Annotated in this window: 15 protein-coding genes, 2 tRNA genes and 2 pseudogenes; 14 read left to right on the plus strand and 5 right to left on the minus strand. The window is 72.7% G+C overall.

From position 1 onward, the window contains the following. Nucleotides 1-116: 116 nt before the first annotated feature. On the minus strand, nucleotides 117-713 hold the full coding sequence (locus ACFVYN_RS37975) for a histidine phosphatase family protein (protein WP_390006833.1): 597 nt from the start codon (nucleotides 711-713) through the stop codon (nucleotides 117-119). A 209-nt stretch (nucleotides 714-922) separates the two neighbouring features. Between ACFVYN_RS37975 and ACFVYN_RS37980 the strand changes: the two genes are divergently transcribed. From ACFVYN_RS37980 to ACFVYN_RS38010, 7 genes are all read left to right on the plus strand, one after another. Continuing rightward, nucleotides 923-1,876 carry a phosphatase PAP2 family protein gene (locus ACFVYN_RS37980; RefSeq protein WP_390006835.1) on the plus strand — a complete coding sequence of 318 codons (954 nt, stop codon included), beginning with the start codon at nucleotides 923-925 and terminating at the stop codon, nucleotides 1,874-1,876. Further along, the gene (locus ACFVYN_RS37985; protein ID WP_390006837.1) at nucleotides 1,827-2,957 is read left to right on the plus strand and encodes a hypothetical protein; all 1,131 of its coding nucleotides are present in this window, start codon (nucleotides 1,827-1,829) and stop codon (nucleotides 2,955-2,957) included. Before ACFVYN_RS37980 ends, ACFVYN_RS37985 begins: the two co-directional genes overlap by 50 nt. 88 nt (nucleotides 2,958-3,045) lie before the next feature. After that, entirely contained in the window at nucleotides 3,046-4,638 is a 1,593-nt protein-coding gene (locus ACFVYN_RS37990; protein ID WP_390006838.1) for a hypothetical protein, read from the plus strand. After that, the gene (locus ACFVYN_RS37995; RefSeq protein WP_390006840.1) at nucleotides 4,635-5,972 is read left to right on the plus strand and encodes an AAA domain-containing protein; all 1,338 of its coding nucleotides are present in this window, start codon (nucleotides 4,635-4,637) and stop codon (nucleotides 5,970-5,972) included. Before ACFVYN_RS37990 ends, ACFVYN_RS37995 begins: the two co-directional genes overlap by 4 nt. Nucleotides 5,973-6,108: 136 nt before the next feature. Next, nucleotides 6,109-6,477: a hypothetical protein gene (locus ACFVYN_RS38000; RefSeq protein WP_031053073.1), complete on the plus strand. Its 369-nt coding sequence runs from the start codon at nucleotides 6,109-6,111 to the stop codon at nucleotides 6,475-6,477. A gap of 112 nt (nucleotides 6,478-6,589) precedes the next feature. Next, nucleotides 6,590-7,177 (plus strand): bifunctional DNA primase/polymerase, encoded by a 588-nt coding sequence (locus ACFVYN_RS38005; protein WP_390006841.1) that lies wholly within the window; start codon nucleotides 6,590-6,592, stop codon nucleotides 7,175-7,177. After that, a tRNA-Lys gene (locus ACFVYN_RS38010) sits at nucleotides 7,168-7,241 on the plus strand. The genes ACFVYN_RS38005 and ACFVYN_RS38010 overlap by 10 nt, the downstream gene beginning before the upstream one ends. A 139-nt stretch (nucleotides 7,242-7,380) precedes the next feature. On the opposite strand, the gene ACFVYN_RS38015 is transcribed toward ACFVYN_RS38010, so the two are convergent. Further along, nucleotides 7,381-8,664 carry a M6 family metalloprotease domain-containing protein gene (locus ACFVYN_RS38015; RefSeq protein WP_390006843.1) on the minus strand — a complete coding sequence of 428 codons (1,284 nt, stop codon included), beginning with the start codon at nucleotides 8,662-8,664 and terminating at the stop codon, nucleotides 7,381-7,383. 284 nt (nucleotides 8,665-8,948) lie between these two features. Between ACFVYN_RS38015 and ACFVYN_RS38020 the strand changes: the two genes are divergently transcribed. Next, on the plus strand, nucleotides 8,949-10,763 hold the full coding sequence (locus ACFVYN_RS38020) for a putative bifunctional diguanylate cyclase/phosphodiesterase (RefSeq protein ID WP_390006845.1): 1,815 nt from the start codon (nucleotides 8,949-8,951) through the stop codon (nucleotides 10,761-10,763). On the opposite strand, the gene ACFVYN_RS38025 is transcribed toward ACFVYN_RS38020, so the two are convergent. Then, nucleotides 10,760-11,881, minus strand: a complete 1,122-nt coding sequence (locus tag ACFVYN_RS38025) for an LLM class flavin-dependent oxidoreductase (protein WP_390006847.1) — start codon at nucleotides 11,879-11,881, stop codon at nucleotides 10,760-10,762. The two genes, ACFVYN_RS38020 and ACFVYN_RS38025, sit on opposite strands and share 4 nt — an antisense overlap. 174 nt (nucleotides 11,882-12,055) lie before the next feature. Here ACFVYN_RS38025 and ACFVYN_RS38030 point away from each other — a divergent pair, with 174 nt between their 5' ends. Further along, nucleotides 12,056-12,319, plus strand: a complete 264-nt coding sequence (locus ACFVYN_RS38030; protein WP_390006849.1) for a hypothetical protein — start codon at nucleotides 12,056-12,058, stop codon at nucleotides 12,317-12,319. Nucleotides 12,320-12,562: 243 nt separating this feature from the next. Here the strand turns inward: ACFVYN_RS38030 and ACFVYN_RS38035 are convergent, their stop codons facing one another. Continuing rightward, a complete protein-coding gene (locus ACFVYN_RS38035; RefSeq protein ID WP_390006851.1) occupies nucleotides 12,563-13,294 on the minus strand; it encodes a decarboxylase in 732 nt (243 codons plus the stop codon). Beyond that, a pseudogene (locus tag ACFVYN_RS38040) lies at nucleotides 13,291-13,943 on the minus strand (decarboxylase). The gene ACFVYN_RS38035 and the pseudogene ACFVYN_RS38040 overlap by 4 nt, the downstream one beginning before the upstream one ends. A gap of 142 nt (nucleotides 13,944-14,085) precedes the next feature. Here ACFVYN_RS38040 and ACFVYN_RS38045 point away from each other — a divergent pair. The 5 genes and pseudogenes from ACFVYN_RS38045 (at nucleotide 14,086) to ACFVYN_RS38065 (ending at nucleotide 18,156) form a co-directional block, all read left to right on the plus strand. Further along, nucleotides 14,086-15,033 carry a D-2-hydroxyacid dehydrogenase gene (locus ACFVYN_RS38045; RefSeq protein WP_390006853.1) on the plus strand — a complete coding sequence of 316 codons (948 nt, stop codon included), beginning with the start codon at nucleotides 14,086-14,088 and terminating at the stop codon, nucleotides 15,031-15,033. A gap of 19 nt (nucleotides 15,034-15,052) precedes the next feature. Continuing rightward, entirely contained in the window at nucleotides 15,053-16,492 is a 1,440-nt protein-coding gene (locus tag ACFVYN_RS38050; protein WP_390006855.1) for an amidase, read from the plus strand. Between the two features lie 182 nt (nucleotides 16,493-16,674). Further along, nucleotides 16,675-16,974, plus strand: a pseudogene (locus ACFVYN_RS38055) (L-cystine ABC transporter ATP-binding protein YecC); the annotation flags it as partial. A gap of 221 nt (nucleotides 16,975-17,195) precedes the next feature. Further along, nucleotides 17,196-17,954, plus strand: coding sequence for an IclR family transcriptional regulator (locus ACFVYN_RS38060; RefSeq protein WP_390006856.1), 759 nt, complete (start codon nucleotides 17,196-17,198; stop codon nucleotides 17,952-17,954). Nucleotides 17,955-18,079: 125 nt separating this feature from the next. Then, nucleotides 18,080-18,156: transfer RNA gene (locus ACFVYN_RS38065), tRNA-Lys, on the plus strand. The last annotated feature ends 16 nt before the right edge of the window (nucleotides 18,157-18,172 follow it).

Below are 18,172 nucleotides of genomic sequence, written 5' to 3' on the forward strand. Positions count from 1 at the left end.
CGGCTGGGGTGGGTTTTTGTGTGTGGGGGGGGGGGGGGGGGGGGGGGGGGGGGCGGGGGGGGGGTGTCACCCCGGGCCCCCGGGGGGGCGCCCCCCCCCCCCACGACGGCACCCGACTACGACCCCAGATGCCCCAAGTCGTTCCAGCTCTCAATGGCGGGCTCCCCATAAGCCCAGCCCAGAACCGAAAGGGATGTCGGATTCAGTCGCACCCGTGCCGCGAAATCGATCGGCAGACCCAGCCACCGCGCCCCGATGGACCGCAGGATGTGCCCGTGCGCGAACACCAGCACGTCCCGGTCCGCGGCGCGCGCCCACGCGACGACCTCGTCCGCGCGCGCGGTGACCTCGTCGAGGGACTCGCCGTCCGGCACCCCGTCCCGCCAGATCAGCCATCCCGGCCGCCCCGCCTGGATCTCGTCCGGGGTCATGCCCTCGTACGCGCCGTAGTCCCACTCCATGAGCGTGTCCCAGGTGGCCGCCCGCTCCCCGAACCCGGCGAGTTCGCAGGTCTCACGCGCGCGTACCAGCGGACTGGTACGTATCTCCGCCCCGGCGAGGCCGTCGTACGGGGGCCGGTGCAGCCGCTCGCCGAGCAGCTTGGCGCCCCGCCGGCCTTCCTCCAGGAGCGGCACGTCGGTCCTGCCGGTGTGCTTGCCGGACAGCGACCACTCGGTCTGTCCGTGCCGGGCCAGCAGGATGCGCGGTGCCATGGAGAAACCTTTCCGGGGGAAAGCGGAGGCGGAACCCCTCCATCATCGCGCACCCTGGGGGAGGGCAACCCGAAGGGCGTTCCCAGCGTCTTTGAGGGCCGAAGGCGCTGCGTGGGGGCACTCCACAGGAGCCCGCACATACGCCGTAAAGTGGCACCCCCGGACGAGGACGGCCGGACGCCGCGCGAATCGAAGGGGGACAGGATCGGATGCCGCTGACCGAGACACCAGGCATCGAGGCAGTCCCGGACACGCGGCTGCGCTGGTGGACCGAGCTGCCCCTGATCGTGCTGGTGTACGCCTGCTACAGCGCCGGACGGCTCCTCGCCAGGGGCGATGTCACGGGCGCCGTCGACCACGGCCTGGCGATCCTCAAGGTCGAGAAGTTCCTCTACCTCAACGCCGAGCATCCGCTCAACCGGCTGTTCACCAGCCAGACCTGGATCGGCGTACCGGCCGACTTCTGGTACGCCTCGCTGCACTACCTGGTCACGCCGGCCATCCTGATCTGGCTCTTCCGCTCCCGGGCCGTGCACTACCGCGCCGCCCGCACCTGGCTGATGACGTCCACGTTCATGGGCCTGATCGGCTTCACCCTGCTGCCGACCTGCCCGCCCCGCCTCCTCTCGGCGAGCCACGGCTTCGTCGACACCATGGCCCAGTACAGCTCGTACGGCTGGTGGGGCGGCGAGGCGAGCGCGCCCAGGGGTATGGGCGGCATGACGAACCAGTACGCGGCCATGCCGAGCCTGCACGTCGGCTGGGCGCTGTGGTGCGGTGTGATGCTGTGGCGCCACGGCAGGACGCGTACGACGAAGGTGGCGGCCGTCGCCTACCCGCTGGTCACCACGATCGTGGTGATGGGCACCGCGAACCACTACTTCCTCGACGCGGTCGCGGGCGCGGTGGTGATGGGGCTCGGGTTCCTGCTCGCCCCCTACGTCAGCCGGGCCGCGGAGCGTGCCACGGCGGGTGTCCGGGCCCGGATAGCGCCCGTATCCGTCGCCTCCCGCGGCACAGAGCCCTCAATTGTCAGTGCCGGATGCCAGACTTCCGCGGGTGAGCACATTCCACGGCAGCGCGAGTCCCACTTCGCAGGCGGAGCCGAGCCCAGTGCCGCTCCCACGGACGCGGGGGACGGCGCTGCGGCAGCGGCTCGCTGAGCTGCGCGGGCCCGAGGTGCCGGCCAAGGCCCTGGACGCGCGTGCCCTGGCGGCCCTCGCCGCGAACCCCGGGTGCAAGCGGCGCGCGATCCTCGACGGCGCCGGGGTGAACAAGACGACGCTGGCGAGCGCGCTGGGCGCGCCGTCCGCCTTCGGGCAGTCGCAGTTCGCCCTGACCCGGGGCAACGCCTTCGAGGCGAAGGTCAAGGCGGACGGCGGCGCGGAGCTGTTGCGGCTGGTGCACGAGCGGCTGGACCGCGGCGCCGAGCCGCCCACCGGGGCCCAGGTGCCCGACCTCACCGCGATCGGCCCCGAGGGCCGCACCGCGCGCACGGCACTGGCCCTGCGGGAAGCCACCGGGACAGCGGGGTGGACGCTGCTCGACCACCCCATGCTCGCGCTCGACGTGGCCGGCTCCCCCGCCTTCCTGGAGCCGGACGCGGTGGTGGTGCACCCGGACGGCAGCTGGACGGTCGTGGAGATCAAGTCCTTCCCGATGCTGGACGGTTCGGCGGACCCCTCGAAGGTGGGCGCCGCCGCCCGCCAGGCCGCGGTGTACGTCCTCGCGCTGGAGGAGGTCGCCGCCCGCATGGAGCCGGCTCCGAGGGTCCGCCATCGGGTCCTCCTGGTGTGCCCCAAGGACTTCTCCAACCTGCCCACCGCCTCGGCCGTCGACATCCGCAAGCAGCGCGCGGTCACCGCCCGCCAGTTGGCCCGTCTCACCCGCATCGAGGACATCGCCGACGCCCTGCCCGAGGGCACCTGCTTCGCTCCCGACCTTCCCGCCGCCGAGCTGACCGCCGCGGTCGAGTCGGTCCCGGCGACCTACGCCCCCGAGTGCCTGTCCGCGTGCGAACTGGCCTTCCACTGCCGGGACCGCTCCCGCGCGGCCGGCGCGGTGACCTCCCTGGGCCGCTCGGTGCGCGCGGAGCTGGGCGGCCTGACGACGGTGGAGGACGTGCTGGCGGCGGCCCGCGGCGAGGCCGGTGATCCGGACGATCCGGCGGTGGCGGCCCTGCGCAGGGCGGCCGAGCTGCGTGCCGAAGCGCTGGACGCGGTGCCGGGGGGTGCCGCGCGGTGAGTGCGCCGCCGCGCCGACCCCCCGCGGCCCCGCCCCGCGTCACGCCCGCCCGCGGCCTTCCCACGGCCCCGCGTCACGAGGAGCCCCCGTGTCACTGATCACGACGCTCGCCCGGCTGGAAGCCGTCAGTACCGGCCGCGCCCAGCCCGCCGCGACCGTCCGTCACCGGCATCTCTCCGAGCACCCCCTCGTCCTGGTCCCGCTCACCACCGCGGGCGAGGCCGGTGCCCCGCTCGGCGCGCTCGTGGGCACCGACCGGGACGCCCCGCACCTCCTGGTCGTACCCCAGCCCCGGGACCGTGACCTCAGGTTCGCGTTCCTGGCCGAGCTGGCGGACATCGTGCTGCCGTACGTCGACGGGTACGCCGAGTCGGTGGAGGCCGCCGAGCGCAACGAGACCGATCCAGAGACCGGCAAGCGGGTCAAGGTCGAGGTCGAGCTGTGCGCGGACGCCCCGCAGCTGATCCTGCCGAGCCGCGCGGGCATCGATCTCGTACGGCTGCTCGGGCGGTCCATGCGCTTTCGGCGTACGGCGGAGCAGGACCCGGAGACGCCGTACCCGGCCCCGCCCCGGGTGCCGTTGCTGGGCCGGTGGCTGACCCACTTCGGGGAGCGGGCCCGGGTGCCGGGCTCCTCGCTGCTGCTGGCGATGACGGACGTGCTGTCCCGGCACTGGTGCACCGGCCAGTCCACGCTGGAGGACCAGCACCTGGGCGCCCTGCTGGCATGGATCGACCCGCCCGGGGGCCGTTCGGGCGCCGAGGCCGCCCTGGAGGCCGAGCTCGCCCGGGACGAGCGGGGCCAGCTGCTGCATCCGCCCGCGGGCCCCGCCACCGACCCGGCGTTCGACAACAAGGTGCTCGCCCCGGCCCTGGAGCGCTACGACCGCGCGCGGAGCACCCTCGCCGCCGCCGAGGACGGTCTGGAGGCCGACGATCGGCTCGGCGCGCTCACCGCCGCCGAGCGGGAGATCCGCGCGCTCGTGGCGAACCACACCCGCCCCACCTGGGACTCGGTGTGGCGGGGAGTGGACCTGCTGCGGGCGCTGCCCGAGGGGGCGCACGTCGAGGAGCGGTGGACGCGCGACCGCTGGTCGTTCACGAGCCACCGCGACCGGGTCGTGGCGGGCGAGCCCCCGCAGCCGCGCCGCGACGACGCGGTCACCGCCGCCAACAAGCTCGCCGCGCGCGAGCGCGAACAGGCCCGCCTTGAGGCGCAGGAGGCACTCGACGACCCGCTGGTGATGGCGGGACGGCGGCTCGCCGGAGAGGCGTTCGCCGGGGAGGTCACGGACGTCGTGATGACGTACAGCGAGGGCAAGCGGCCGAGCCCGCGCCCGCTGGTGACCGTGCGGACCGACGACCGGCCGCATCTGGGCGAGCGGGCCAAGGTGTACCGCTCGCTGGGCGGCAAGCCGCAGTCGGCCGAGTTCGTGGGCTCCGAGGAGGAGGGCGCCCTGGTCATCCTCAAGATCCTCGACAAGATGGGCCGCGGCAAGGAGCCGGAGACCGGGTCCGTCCCCGAGAAGGGCGACCGGGTGTGCTTCACGCTCTTCGAGCACGAGCAGCGCGGCGGCGCGAAGCTGCCCGATCCGGAGGACACCCCGTGGACGCACGGCGGGCCGCCCGGTGAGGCCGTGCCGGAGGCCGCCGATCCCCTGACCCCGGAGGATGTCCTGTGACCACCCGGACCTTCGACCCCGGTGCCGAGGCCGCGCGGGCCACCGACGCGATCCTCCACGACACCCTGCAGGGCACCCACCGCGGTGTCGTCGTCGACTCCCCGCCCGGCGCGGGCAAGTCCACCCTGGTCGTCCGCGCGGCGCTCGAACTGGCCGACGCGGGGCGCCCGTTGATGGTCGTCGCGCAGACCAACGCCCAGGTCGACGACCTGGTCCTGCGGCTCGCCGAGAAGAACCCCGAGCTGCCGGTCGGGCGGCTGCACAGCAGTGACGCCGACCCGTACGACAAGGCGCTGGACGCGCTGGCGAACGTACGGAAGTCGGCGAAGGCGGGTGATCTGGCCGGGCTGCCCGTCGTGATCTCCACGGCCGCCAAGTGGGGGCATGTGAAGGCCGACGAGCGGTGGGCGCACGCGATCGTGGACGAGGCGTACCAGATGCGCTCCGACGCGCTGCTGGCGGTGGCGGGCCTGTTCGAGCGGGCGCTGTTCGTGGGCGACCCGGGGCAGCTGGACCCGTTCGCGATCGTGGGCAGCGAGCAGTGGGCGGGGCTGTCGTACGACCCCTCGGCCTCGGCGGTGACCACCCTTCTGGCCCACAACCCCGAGCTGCCGCAGCACCGCCTGCCGGTGTCCTGGCGGCTGCCCGCCTCGGCCGCGCCCCTGGTCTCGGACGCCTTCTACCCCTACACACCCTTCCGCAGCGGCACGGACCACGACGACCGCCGGCTCACCTTCGGCGTCCCCTCGGACGGCTCGGGCCCCGACCGGGTGATCGACGCGGCGGCGGAGTCCGGCTGGGGCCTGCTGGAGCTGCCCGCACGGCACACTCCGCGCACGGACCCGGAGGCGGTGCGGGCCGTCGCGACCGTCGTACGGCGGCTGCTGGACCGGGGCGGGGCGGCCACGTCGGAGCGCTCACCGGACCCCGCGCCGCTGACGGCCGACCGGATCGCCGTGGGCACGGCGCACCGGGACCAGGCGGCGGCGGTCCGCGCGGCGCTGACAGACCTCGGCGTCACGCAGGTCACCGTCGACACGGCGAACCGTCTCCAGGGCCGCGAGTACGACGTCACGGTCGTCCTGCACCCGCTCTCCGGCCGCCCCGACGCGACCGCCTTCCACCTGGAGACGGGCCGCCTGTGCGTCCTGACCTCCCGCCACCGCCACGCGTGCGTGGTGGTGTGCCGGGCGGGTGTGAGCGACCTACTGGACGACTACCCGTCCACGGAACCCGTCCAGCTGGGAACCCTGGTGAAGTTCCCGGACGGCTGGGAGGCGAACCACGCGGTACTGGCACGGCTGGCGGAGCATCGCGTCGCCTGGAGACCGTGAGCGGGAACACTGCGGGGGCCGTAGTCCTTGGTACGGCCGCAGGCGCCCCGCCCTCTTGCACAGGCGCGGGACAATGGACGGTGGCCCATGCATCGGCGGGCCGTCGGTACGGACGACGTACGAGGAGGATGAAGACATGGCGGAGCCCACGCCGCGTCGGAACGAGCCGCGGCTGCGCCCCGCGCCCCTGCTGTTCGAGCCCGCGCAGGTGGCCGACGATCCGGAGCACTTCTTCGACCTGGAGTCGATCGACGACCCGCGCGCGCTGCTGACCCGGTCCACCGAGCTGGCGCAGGCCTTCCGCGCGGCGGCGGACCGTGCCGTGGAGTTCCAGGCGATGGCGGCGGCCCAGCTGGCCGACCCCCGGCGCTTCGACCGGCTCACGACGGCGGACATCGCCGAGCGTGCCGAGTGGACCGAGGACTACGCGAAGAAGATGGTCGAGTTCGGCCGGGATCTGCTGCGCGGCGCGGAGGGCGGGGCGGGGCACGCCGATCCCGTGTGAGTCATCACCTGGCATATGCCGGGCGGGCAAGATACCCCTCCCTGTTCGCTTGTGTCCCGAGTTCTCACAACTCCGCGGAACGACCCGCTCACGCCCCGTAGATGTAGACGGCATGAGCACTCGCGACGAACCCTTCTCGGACCACTTCGACGTCTCCGGCGTCACCGCGGACGGGGCCGCCTGGCTCGCCTCGGCGGGAACGTATCCGCGCAGCACCCTGTCGTTCTGGGACGAGCGGCCCGCCGCCCCGGTCGTCCTGCCCTGCGGCACCGCCTTCGACGTGGTCAGCGCCCCCTCGATGTTCGGACGCCGGATGCTCGACCGGCTGTGGGACGAGGGGCCGGGTTCGGGCCCTGTAGCGGTGCTCAGGGGCCGGATGCTGCTCTTCGCGGCCCCGGGCACGGCGCAGCGGCTGCCGTCCCTGCTGCGATGGGAGGAGTGCGGCCGTACGGCGGCGATCCCGCCGCTGCTGTGTCACGGCACCGGCGACGCCGTGACCGTCCCGCCCCCGCTGAGCGCCGCGAAATCGGCACTGACCTCCCGCTGGCTGGTCGCCCCCGACACCCGTCACCCCTGGCTGCCGGGCCCGGAGATCCTGCTCTGGGCAGCCGTCCGCGCGGCCCGCACCGCCGTGCGGATATCGATTTTTCCCCCAGCCGATCAGGATGCTAAGGTCTACGACGTCAGCAGGCGCCGCTAGCTCAGTTGGTTAGAGCAGCTGACTCTTAATCAGCGGGTCCGGGGTTCGAGTCCCTGGCGGCGCACGATGTCGATGGCGAGGCGTGTTCGCGGAAAGCGCGAACCGGCCTCGCCATCGTCGTTTCTGCGCGGCTGCGCCGCGCGTTGTGGGGGCTCCGCCACCCACACCCCCTCGCGTCGGCCACCTGGCCGTCGGTCGGGACGTCACCCGACCGCGATCTCCACGTCCCACGCACCGGTCGTCGTCCGTCCTGTCACCGTCACCCGTACGTCCTCCCCCGGCACCCTGAAGCTCTCGCCCACGTCGACGGGGGCGTCCGCGAGGGGTGGGTAGACGGAGTTCTCCCAGCAGGCCTCGGTGCGGGGGTGGGCGTCGATGACCTGGATGGGGCCGCCGCCGGACGCCGCGCCGCTGTGGATGCGGTAGACGAGCACGCCCTGCCGGCAGACCGCCGCGTCGTTGCCCACCGCACTCCGCGCCTCGAAGGCGAGCGCGCTGTCGACCCCGGTGCGCACGACCGCGAGCTTCGTGCCGCGCCCGAGTCCGAAGATCCCGGCGCGGTCGGGACCGGCACCCAGCGGCTCCAGCGTCAGCCGCACCGGCTTCGGCCCCCGTACGCACACCACCTGCCGCCGCTCCAGCCAGCCCAGCTTCCACTTGTGCCAGGCGAACAGATCAGGGGCCAGACCGAACTGGCTGCCCATCAGGTCCCAGTCGCCGACGTAGGTGTCCCAGTCGCCCTTGCCGTCCATCGGCCGGTGGTACAGGTCCGGCAGGTCGAAGACGTGCCCGGTCTCATGGGCCAGCACGAGACGGTCCGGCGGGTGCTTCTCGAAGACCGTGACGACCCGGCGGATGTCCGTGTGGTCGGCCTGGAGCGGCACATCCAGGTTGACGACCTTCGTGGCGTCCGAGTCGACGCCGGGCGCGTCCGGATCGGCGACGAAGTAGACGACGTCGTAGCGCGAGAAGTCGACCTGTCCGTCCGCCGCGGCGAGCGCGTCCCGCAGATAGGCGCTCCGGTGCGCGGCACTCCAGTCGCGCTGCATGACGTACGCCGTCGACGGGCGCGGCATCCGGATCCAGTGCCGCAGCGGGTGCGGGCGCAGCGTGAAGCGGCCGTAGGAGGCGCGTTCGAAGAAGCGGGTGGTGGCCGGGAAGTGATCGGCGGTCAGCTCGGCAGGGGTGGTCAACGGCGGGGCGTCCGGGAAGGACAGGAAGACCATCACCGCGTCGAGGGCACGGGCCGGGCGCGGATAGGCGGTGTTCCAGGTGTCGAGGCCCTCCGAGTGGTGGGCCCCGGTGCGTTCCAGGGTGCAGGGCGCCGAGGAGAAGGGTCCGGCGACCGAGGGACCGGTGATGAGGGAGGTGGCGGCGAGGGCCGCCATGGTCGTGAACACGGCGGCGGTGCTGCGCAGTCGCGGGCGCGGCACAGTGCGCGGAAACGGGCGCGGCAACGGGACCTCCGGGAGCGGTTCACGGGACACCGCACCCAGCCTGTGTGAGTTTGTGGTGGTACGCCCTGTTTACCTGCACCGGACGAGTGAGTCGGCGTGACCTGCCCAACCGGCCGACACCCCCGAATCACTCACGGAACGTCACAACCGGTCTGCAGCCTCAAGGACCCGTCCAGCTGCGGGCAGAAACGATCTGCCAGAAGGGGTTGCCGGTCCCCCGGACCGGGCAATGGCTGGAAGGGCCCGGGGGCAGCCTCTATGATCGGCACACTTTCCTGCGCGGACAGCGATCGAGTGCACTGCGGGAGCTAGCGGTGAACGGAACGTCCGAAGGGCCGGCGCCCGCGACAGACCTCGACGGGTCTGCCGTTACAGAGAGTGATATCGCGACACCTTTTCGTACCGAGCCGCCGTCGCATCGCGCGGCGTTCGCGGCAGCGCCGCTGGCCATGGCCGTGGTGGACCGCGAGGGCACGGTCGTCGACGCCAACCCGGCCTTCGGCGAGCTGCTCGGCGCCGTACCGGAGGAGCTGACCGGGACCCCGGCCGCCGACCTGGTGGACCTGGCCTCCGACGCGCGTACCTGGCACGCCTATCGCGAGGTGCTGCGCGGCCGTCAGGCGAAGCTGCGCTGCAAGCGCCGGCTCAAGCATCCCGACGGGCACTCCATGTGGGCGCAGATCACGGTGACACCGCTGGCCGCGGACTCCCTTGGCTCCCCCGGCGTCCTGCTGTCCGTCGCCGACATCACCGCCCGCCGTGAACTCCAGGCCCGGCTGCGGCACTTGCAGATGCACGACCCGGTGACCCGGCTGCCCAACCGCACGCTGTTCTTCGAGCGGCTGACGGCCGCGCTGGAGCCGGAGTCGTACGAGCAGGGCGGTACGGGCCGGATCGGGCTGTGCTATCTGGACCTCGACGGGTTCCAGGCCGTCAACGACACCCTCGGCCACCGGGTCGGCGACCGGCTGCTGGCCGCCGTCGCCGAGCGGCTGACGCGCTGCTCGGACGAGGCCGGCCAGGGCCGGGCGACCGCTCCCCTGGTGGCGCGGCTGGGCGGCGACGAGTTCGCGCTGCTCGTCGAGGACTCCACCGGCACCGAGCAGCTCGCCGACCTCGCCGAGTCGCTACTGAAGGCGATCCAGGCGCCCTTCGACCTCTCCGGCCACCGGATGTCGGTGTCGGCGTCGATCGGGGTCGTCGAGCGGCGGGCCGAGGGCACCTCGGCGACCGGGCTGATGCAGGCCGCCGACACCACGCTGTACTGGGCCAAGGCCGACGGCCGGGACCGCTGGACGCTGTTCGACCCCGAGCGCAACGCCCACCGCATGACCCGCCAGGCCCTCGCATCCACCCTGCGCCCGGCCATCGAGCGCGGCGAGTTCCAGCTGGAGTACCAGCCGCTGGTGGGCATGGAGGACGGCCGGCTGCGCGGGGTCGAGGCGCTGGTGCGCTGGAACCATCCGCAGTTCGGGATGCTGACGCCGAATCGGTTCATCGCACTGGCCGAGGAGGACGGCTCGATCGTCCCGCTGGGCCGCTGGATCCTCGCCACCGCCTGCCGTCAGGCCCGGCAGTGGCAGCTGGACCGCCCCGACGAGCCGCCGATCTTCGTCAGCGTCAATGTCGCGGTCCGCCAGGTCTGGGACTCCGACCTGGTCGCGGACGTGGCGCAGACCCTCGCGGAGACCGGCCTGGCCCCGCACCTGCTCCAGCTCGAACTCACCGAGTCCGCGGTGATGGGCTCGGCGGGCCGCCCGCTCCAGGCCCTGCAGGCGCTGAGCGACATGGGCGTCGGCATCGCGATCGACGACTTCGGCACGGGCTACTCGAACCTCGCCTACCTCAGCCGCCTCCCGGTCTCGGTCCTGAAACTCGACGGTTCCTTCGTCCGGGGCTTCCAGTACGAGGGTGAGGGCGTCCCGCCGAACCCGGCCGACGAGATCGTCGTCGAGGCGATGATCCAGCTCGCCCACCGCCTCGGTCTCACCGTCACCGCGGAGTGCGTCGAGACCTCGGCCCAGGCCAGCCGGCTGCGCCGCATCGGCTGCGACACCGGCCAGGGCTGGCTGTACTCACGGCCGGTGTCGCCGGATCGTATCTCCGGGCTGATGGGCGTCCAGGCCTAGGAGACCGCAGGGGCCGCGGGGAGGCCGTAGGCGTCGGCGATCAGCTCGTACGAACGCAGGCGCACGTCGCCGCTGTGGGCGTTGCCCGTGATCATCAGTTCGTCGGCGCCGGTGCGCTTGTGGAGGTCGTCGAGGCCGGAGCGGACCTCGTCGGCGGTGCCGTGGATGACGTTCGCGTTCCAGGAGTTCGCGAACTCCTCCTCCATCGGGCTGAACTCGTAGGCCTCCGCCTCCTCGGGGGTGGGGACCAGACCGGGGCGGCCGGTGCGCAGCCGGATCATGTTGAGCGCGGCGGCACGGACCTGGCGGCGGGCCTCCCTCTCGTCGTCGGTGGCGAGGGCGGAGACACCGATGAGGGCGTAGGGCTCGGCGAGGACCGCGGAGGGGCGGAAGGACTCGCGGTACAGGTCCAGGGCCGGGACGGTGTTCTGCGCCGAGAAGTGGTGCGCGAAGGCGAAGGGCAGGCCGAGGGAGCCGGCCAGCTGTGCGCTGAAGCCGGAGGAGCCGAGCAGCCAGAGCGGCGGGCGGTGCGGGGACTGCACACCGCCGGGCGAGGTCGCCTGGACGGGGCCGGGTACCGCGTGGATACGGCGGTAGGGGTGGCCGTCCGGGAAGTCGTCGTCCAGGAAGCGGGTGAGCTCGGCGAGCTGCTGGGGGAAGTCGTCGGCGCCCTCGTTGAGCCGGTCCGTGCGGCGCAGGGCGGCCGCGGTGGCACCGTCCGTGCCCGGGGCCCGGCCGAGGCCCAGGTCGATGCGGCCCGGGGCCATCGCCTCCAGGGTGCCGAACTGCTCCGCGATCACCAGCGGGGCGTGGTTGGGGAGCATGACGCCGCCCGAGCCGAGCCGGATGCGGGTGGTGTGGGCGGCGAGGTGGGCGAGGATCACCGCGGGCGAGGAGGACGCCACGCCCGGCATGGAGTGGTGCTCGGCGACCCAGTAGCGGTGGAAGCCGCGGGACTCGGTGAGCCTGGCGATGGCGACGCTGGTGCGCAGGGCGTCGGTGGCCGTGCGTCCGGCGCCGACGGTGACCAGGTCGAGCACCGAGAGAGGTACGGGAGCGGTGCCCTGTGCGGTACCTCGGATCTCGTCTTCCGCCACGGTGGGGTGCCTCCTGCTCATGAGCCCTGCGCTGTCGTCCTGACAACAACAGGAGACTGTCCCCGGTTGTTCCCGGAGGCGGCCGCGAACGTCCCTGGAGTGCTGGCTTCCGTATCCCGTAAGGGAGTTGACCGCTTGCCGCTCGGGCCGCCGGGTACCCGGAGCGCACCGTCACACCATCCGGAGGGATCGTTCATGACGCAGGAGAACCCGTCGCGGTCGTCGTCGGAGCTCGGGCCGCTCGAACCCGGCACCCGGCAGCGCGCCCAGTTGTCCATCCGGATCGCCGACATCGCGTGGACCGCGCTGAGTGTCGTCGCGGCCCTGTGGGTGATTCTGGCCACGGTCGACGCCGTGCGCGGCTCGGGCTCGTGGGCCTATTCCGTGGTGGCCCTGATCCTGCTGGCCATCGGCCTGACGATGCGGCTGCGCGCCGTCCGCCGCCGGGACCGGATGTGACGGGGGGCCGCCTCGGTCGTGCTGTAGGGGGCGGTCGGCGGGATCGGCGCCCTGATCGCCGTAGGCGGGGGAAGCGGGCCGCCGGAGGCTCGGTGCACCGGAAGCCGCCGACGGGGTGAGGTCCCCTTGCCCGGTCGTCCTGTACGGAAACCGTCAGCACCGCCGACCGCGCACCATGCGCGCGGAGCTCACCGCCGACGCCCCGCGGGAGCGTCGGCGGTGAGCCCCTGACCCAGGCGCGCGTCACACCTGGACGATCGGCTCCCTCATGAACAGCGTCCCCATCGCCGGTGCGTTCACCCGGCGGTCCGTCAGCCTCAGGGCCTCCCAGACGGTGACCTGGTTCGCGGTGAGGACCGGCTTGCCGAGTTCCTTCTCCAGGGCCTGGATGTGGGTGGCCGTGTGCAGGGCCGTGTCCGGGAGGAGCACCGCCTCGGCGTCCGGCGAGTCGGCCTCCCGGGCCAGCGCGAGGACCTCCTCCTCCCCCCAGGTGGCGACCTCCGCGGCGGTGATGATGCCGGCGCCGTGCACCTGGAGTACCTCGACCCCGCCCGCCCGCAGGAACTCGGCGAACAGGCCCGCCACGTCGTCCGGGTAGGTCGCCGCGACCGCCACCCGCCCGGCCCCGACCTCCGCTGCCGCGTGCACGAAGGCGAAGGACGTCGAGGAGGCGGGCAGGCCGGCCGTGCGGGCGAGGGTGCGGACCTGCTCCTGGGCGCCCTCCCAGCCGTGCACGAAACTGCCGCTGGTGGAGGCCCAGACGACGGACTCGGAACCCGACATGCGCAGTTCCTCGACACCCGCGGCGAGCCGTTCGGCGGAGCCCATCTCCCGGAGGACGTCCACGCGGTGGGCGTCCGTGCCGATGTCGGTGTGGACCACGTCCAGGCGGATGTCACTGCCCAGGAGCTGTTCGATGCGCGGATAGTCGTCCTCTGCGGAGTGGCCCGGGTAGAGGAATCCGAGTGCGGTCATGTCCAGCCTTCCTGCTGCTGTTCTTCGTCCGGCAGGTCCCGGACTTCCGGCAGACCCGGGATCTCCGGGCGCGCGGGCCCCGTCCTCGCCGCCGGGTCGATCAGCGCCTGGTACGGTCCCACGGCTCGGGTACCCAGTCGGCGCAACGCCGCCCACATGGTCACCTGGTTGGCCGAGATCACCGGTATGCGCAGTTCCGCCTCCAGTTGCGGGATGACGTCGTAGGTCGGCAGGTTGGTGCAGCTGATGAACAGCGCCTGGGCGTCGGCCCGTACGGCCTGGTGGGCCATCTCGGAGACCTGGCGGTAGGGCACCTTCCAGATGTGCCGGGTCAGGCCCATGCCAGCGTGCACCCGGCGACCTGGACGCCCGCCTCGGCGACGTACTCCTCCAGCGACCTGGTCACCGAGACGACCTCGGGGGCGATGGCGTTGAGCGTGCGCACGGCCTCGTGCAGCGTCTCGTGCTCGCTGACCAGGCGGGCCAGGTCGAGGCCGACCTCGACGGGGACGTACGGGGTGCGGGCCAGATGGAGCGAGATCCCGTCGGGGACCCAGCGCCACAGCTCGCGGTCGAGCGCGAAGTCGAAGAGGGCGACGACACCGACACCGCGCTGCGGGCGCGGGCAGCCCAGAAAGGAGACGTCCATGGCAGGCACCGGCCTCACGGTGAGAGACGGAAGGACAGCGGAACGTGCACAACGCCTGTGTTGACGAAGGTGGGTTCGGGTGCGAGCGTGGTCAATCCGCCCACGTCAGACACTGGGCCGTCTCCGGAGAAACGGTGCCTGGATGTCCGTCCCCACCCTTCTGGTCCTGGACGCCGATCCCCCGCCCAGGCTCGGCAGCCTCACCGGCCGGGTCCGGATCGTGCACGCGGACGCGTCCACGCTCGCCGAGCGGCTGCCGTTCGCCGACGTGCTGCTGGTGTGGGACTTCACCTCGACCGCGGTGCGCGACGCCTGGCCGGGCGAGGGGCCCCGGCCGCGCTGGGTGCACACGGCGAGCGCGGGCGTGGACCACCTGATGTGCCCCGAACTCGCCGCCTCCGACACCAGGGTGACCAACGCGCGCGGTGTCTTCGACCGGCCGATCGCCGAGTACGTCGCCGCGCTGGTCCTGGCGATGGCCAAGGACCTCCCCCGGACCCTGGAGCTCCAGCGGGAGGGCGTGTGGCGGCACCGGGAGTCCCAGCGGGTGGCCGGCACACGCGCGTGCGTGGTCGGTTCCGGGCCCATCGGGCGGGCGATCGTCGCCACCCTCAAGGCGCTCGGCGTCACCACCGCGCTCGTCGGCCGCCGCCCGCGCACCGGGATCCACGGTCCCGACGACCTCGGCCGGCTGATGGCCCGCGCGGACTGGGTGATCGCGGCCGCCCCGCTCACCGCGGAGACGCACGGCATGTTCGACGCCCGCCGCTTCGGGATGATGCAGCCCTCCGCCCGGTTCATCAACATCGGGCGAGGTCAGCTCGTCGTGGAGGAGGCGCTGGTGGAGGCGCTCACCAAGCGGTGGATCGCCGGGGCCGCCCTCGACGTCTTCGCCACCGAACCCCTGCCGCCCGAGAGCCCGTTGTGGCGGGTCCCCGGCCTGATCGTGTCCCCGCACATGAGCGGTGACACCGTCGGCTGGCGCGATGAACTCGGCGCGCAGTTCGTGGAGATGTACGACCGCTGGGAGGCGGGCAGATCACTCACCAACGTGGTCGACAAGCAACGCGGGTACGTGCCGGGGCACTGAACGTCGAGCGGAGGGGCACATGCGGGACCTCACCGAACTGACCGCCGTACAACTCGTCGAGGGCTACCGCAAGGGCGAGTTCAGCCCCGTGGAGGCGACCCGGGCGGCTCTCGACCGGGCCGAGCGGATCCAGCCGGAAGTGAACGCGTTCGTGCGCGTGACCGGCGAGGCGGCCCTGGCGCAGGCCCGCGCGTCGGCGGACCGCTGGCGGCGCGGGGAGCCGTCCGGCACGGTCGACGGCGTACCGGTCACGGTGAAGGACATCCTGCTGCTGCGCGGCGTCCCGACCCTGAAGGGCTCCAAAACCATTGCGGAGAACGGCAGTTGGGACGAGGACGCGCCGTCCGTCGCCAGACTGCGCGAGCAGGGTGCGGTGTTCCTCGGCAAGACGACCACTCCGGAGTTCGGCTGGAAGGGCGTCACGGACTCGCCGCTGTCGGGCGTGACCCGCAATCCGTACGACCCGTCGCGCACCGCGGGCGGCTCCAGCGGGGGTGCCGCGGCGGCCGTGGCGCTCGGTGCGGGGCCGCTCGCGCTGGGCACGGACGGCGGGGGCAGTGTCCGCATCCCGGCCGCGTTCTGCGGGATCTTCGCGCTGAAGCCGACGTACGGCCGGGTGCCGCTGTACCCGGCGAGCGCCTTCGGCACCCTCGCGCACGTCGGCCCGATGACCCGTGACGCGGCCGACGCGGCGCTGCTCCTCGACGTCATCGGAGTACCGGACTCCCGTGACTGGTCGGCGCTGGGCCCGGCGGCCGGCCCGTACACGGCGGCCCTGTCGGGCGGGGTGCACGGACTGCGGGTCGCGTACTCGCCGTCCCTCGGCGGCCAGGTGGCGGTACAGCCAGGAGTCGCGGCCGCGGTCCGCCGTGCCGTGGAACGCCTCGCCGGACTCGGCGCGTACGTCACCGAGGCCGACCCCGACTTCGCCGACCCGGTGGACGCCTTCCACACCCTGTGGTTCAGCGGGGCGGCCCGGGTGACCCAGCATCTCGGGCCTCACCAGCGGGAGTTGCTGGACCCGGGGCTCCGGGAGATCCGCGCCCTCGGGGCACGCATGAGCGCGCTCGACTACCTGGCCGCGGTGGACGTCCGGATGGAACTCGGGCGCCGGACGGGCCGCTTCCACGACTCCTACGACCTGCTGGTCACCCCGGCCCTGCCGATCACCGCGTTCGAGGCGGGCACGGAGGTCCCGAAGGGCTCGGGGCATCGCCGCTGGACGGGGTGGACGCCGTTCACGTACCCCTTCAACATGACGCAGCAGCCGGCGGCGAGCGTGCCCGTCGGCACGGACGACGCCGGGCTGCCGGTGGGACTGCAGATCGTGGCGGCCCGGCACCGGGACGACCTGGTGCTGCGGGCGGCGCACGCGCTGTACGAGGCGGGGGCCGCGGGGATCGCGCCGCCCGTCTCAGGCCCGCCCGTCTCAGCCCACGAGGGCCACGTACAGGGGTGAGCCCAGCAGGATCCGGTTTCTGTGCGACGAACTCCACCGTCTGCGCGGGTCCGCGCAGGAGGCCGACGGCATGGCGGGTCGCGTCCAGGGTCGTCCGGTCCTCCGCGTACGGGCCATAGGGTTCGTCGGTGCTGCTGCCCGCCGGACAGCTGCGTCGGGCGGGCCGCGGGCCGCTGCCGGTGCAGCGGGTGGCAATCGCGCGGGCGCCGGCCATGGGGCCGCGGGTGCTGCTGCTCGACGAGGTGCCCTCGGCGCTCGACCCGGAGCTGGTCGCGGGTGTCCTCGACGTGCTGCTGGACCTCGCCCGCACCACCGACATCACGATGCTCTGTGTGACCCACGAGATGAACTTCGCCCGGGACATCTCCGACCAGGCCCTGATGTTCGACTCGGGCCGGATCATCGAGTTGGGCGCCCCGGAGAAGATCTTCAGCGACCCCGAGCGGGACCGCACCCGGGAATTTCTGAGCGCGGTGCTCTGAACCCGGAAGGTGAACAGAGTTCAACCTTCGAGGTCCCGGACCCGGGTCATGCCTCTGGCATATGCCAGAGTGTCAGCGCCCCTGTTGAGAGGGTCCGGTCCTGGGGCTGAATCTCGTCAACAGCCGCTCACTACAAGCCTTTTGCCGGTTATCGTGGAGGGGATCGCTGTCTGGATTACGGCCCAGTAGTAGTGCGACCGAGCGAGCGCAGGGGGAACACCGTGGCGCTGAAGCACGAACCGACCGCGCCGTACCACTCCGCCCAGGACGCACTGCGCGTCCTGGAGACCGTGGCACGGCACACCACCGGAGTCACCGACACCGAACTCGCCCGAACCACCGGCCTCGACCCGGAGCGACTGACCGCGCTCCTGAGGATGCTGCGCCGCGAGGGATACGTCGAGCAGGTCGCCGACGGCGCGTATGTGACGGGCGAGGCCCTGACCAGGCTCAGCTCCGCCCACGAACGCGACCAGGCCCTGCGCGACAAGCTCCAGCGCACCCTTGACGAGCTGCGGGACTCGATCGGCGCGGCCGTCTACATCAGCCGGTACGTCGACGGCGAGGTCACCATCGCCCAGTACGCCGACGGTCCCGCGACCCCGGCGGTCAACGAGTGGGTGGACTTCCGCTCCTCGGCCCACGCCACCGCCCTCGGCAAGAGCCTGCTCAGCCAGCTCGACCACAACGGCCGCCGCGACCATCTCTCCCGGCACCGCATGACCCGCCTCACCTCGCGGACCATCACCAGCGACAAGCTGCTGCTCTCCCGCCTGGAGGCCCAGCCGCCGACGGTCCCCCACCTCGACCTCCAGGAGTACGCGGTGGGCACGGTGTGCGCGGCGGTGCCGATCACCGCGGGGTCGTCGGTGGGATGCCTCGCGCTGTCCTTGCCGCTCGACCAGGCGCACCGACTCCGCCAGGCGACGGACCGTCTGAACAGGGGGGCGGCTCCGGTCCTGTTGTCACTGGCGCTCTAGGAGCGGGGGAGGCGGGTCCGTGGGGAGCTGCCCCGCGCCCCTGAGCGCGGTGGTCAGAAGCACCCCTGCGGACCGGGTAGTATTTTCTCGTCGCCAGCCGCCGAGAGGCGGACGGCGAGAGTCATGCGCCGCTAGCTCAGTTGGTTAGAGCAGCTGACTCTTAATCAGCGGGTCCGGGGTTCGAGTCCCTGGCGGCGCACCAGTGAAGGGCCTCTCGT

This window comes from Streptomyces sp. NPDC058307 (genome assembly GCF_042880295.1).
Taxonomy (GTDB): Bacteria; Actinomycetota; Actinomycetes; order Streptomycetales; family Streptomycetaceae; genus Streptomyces.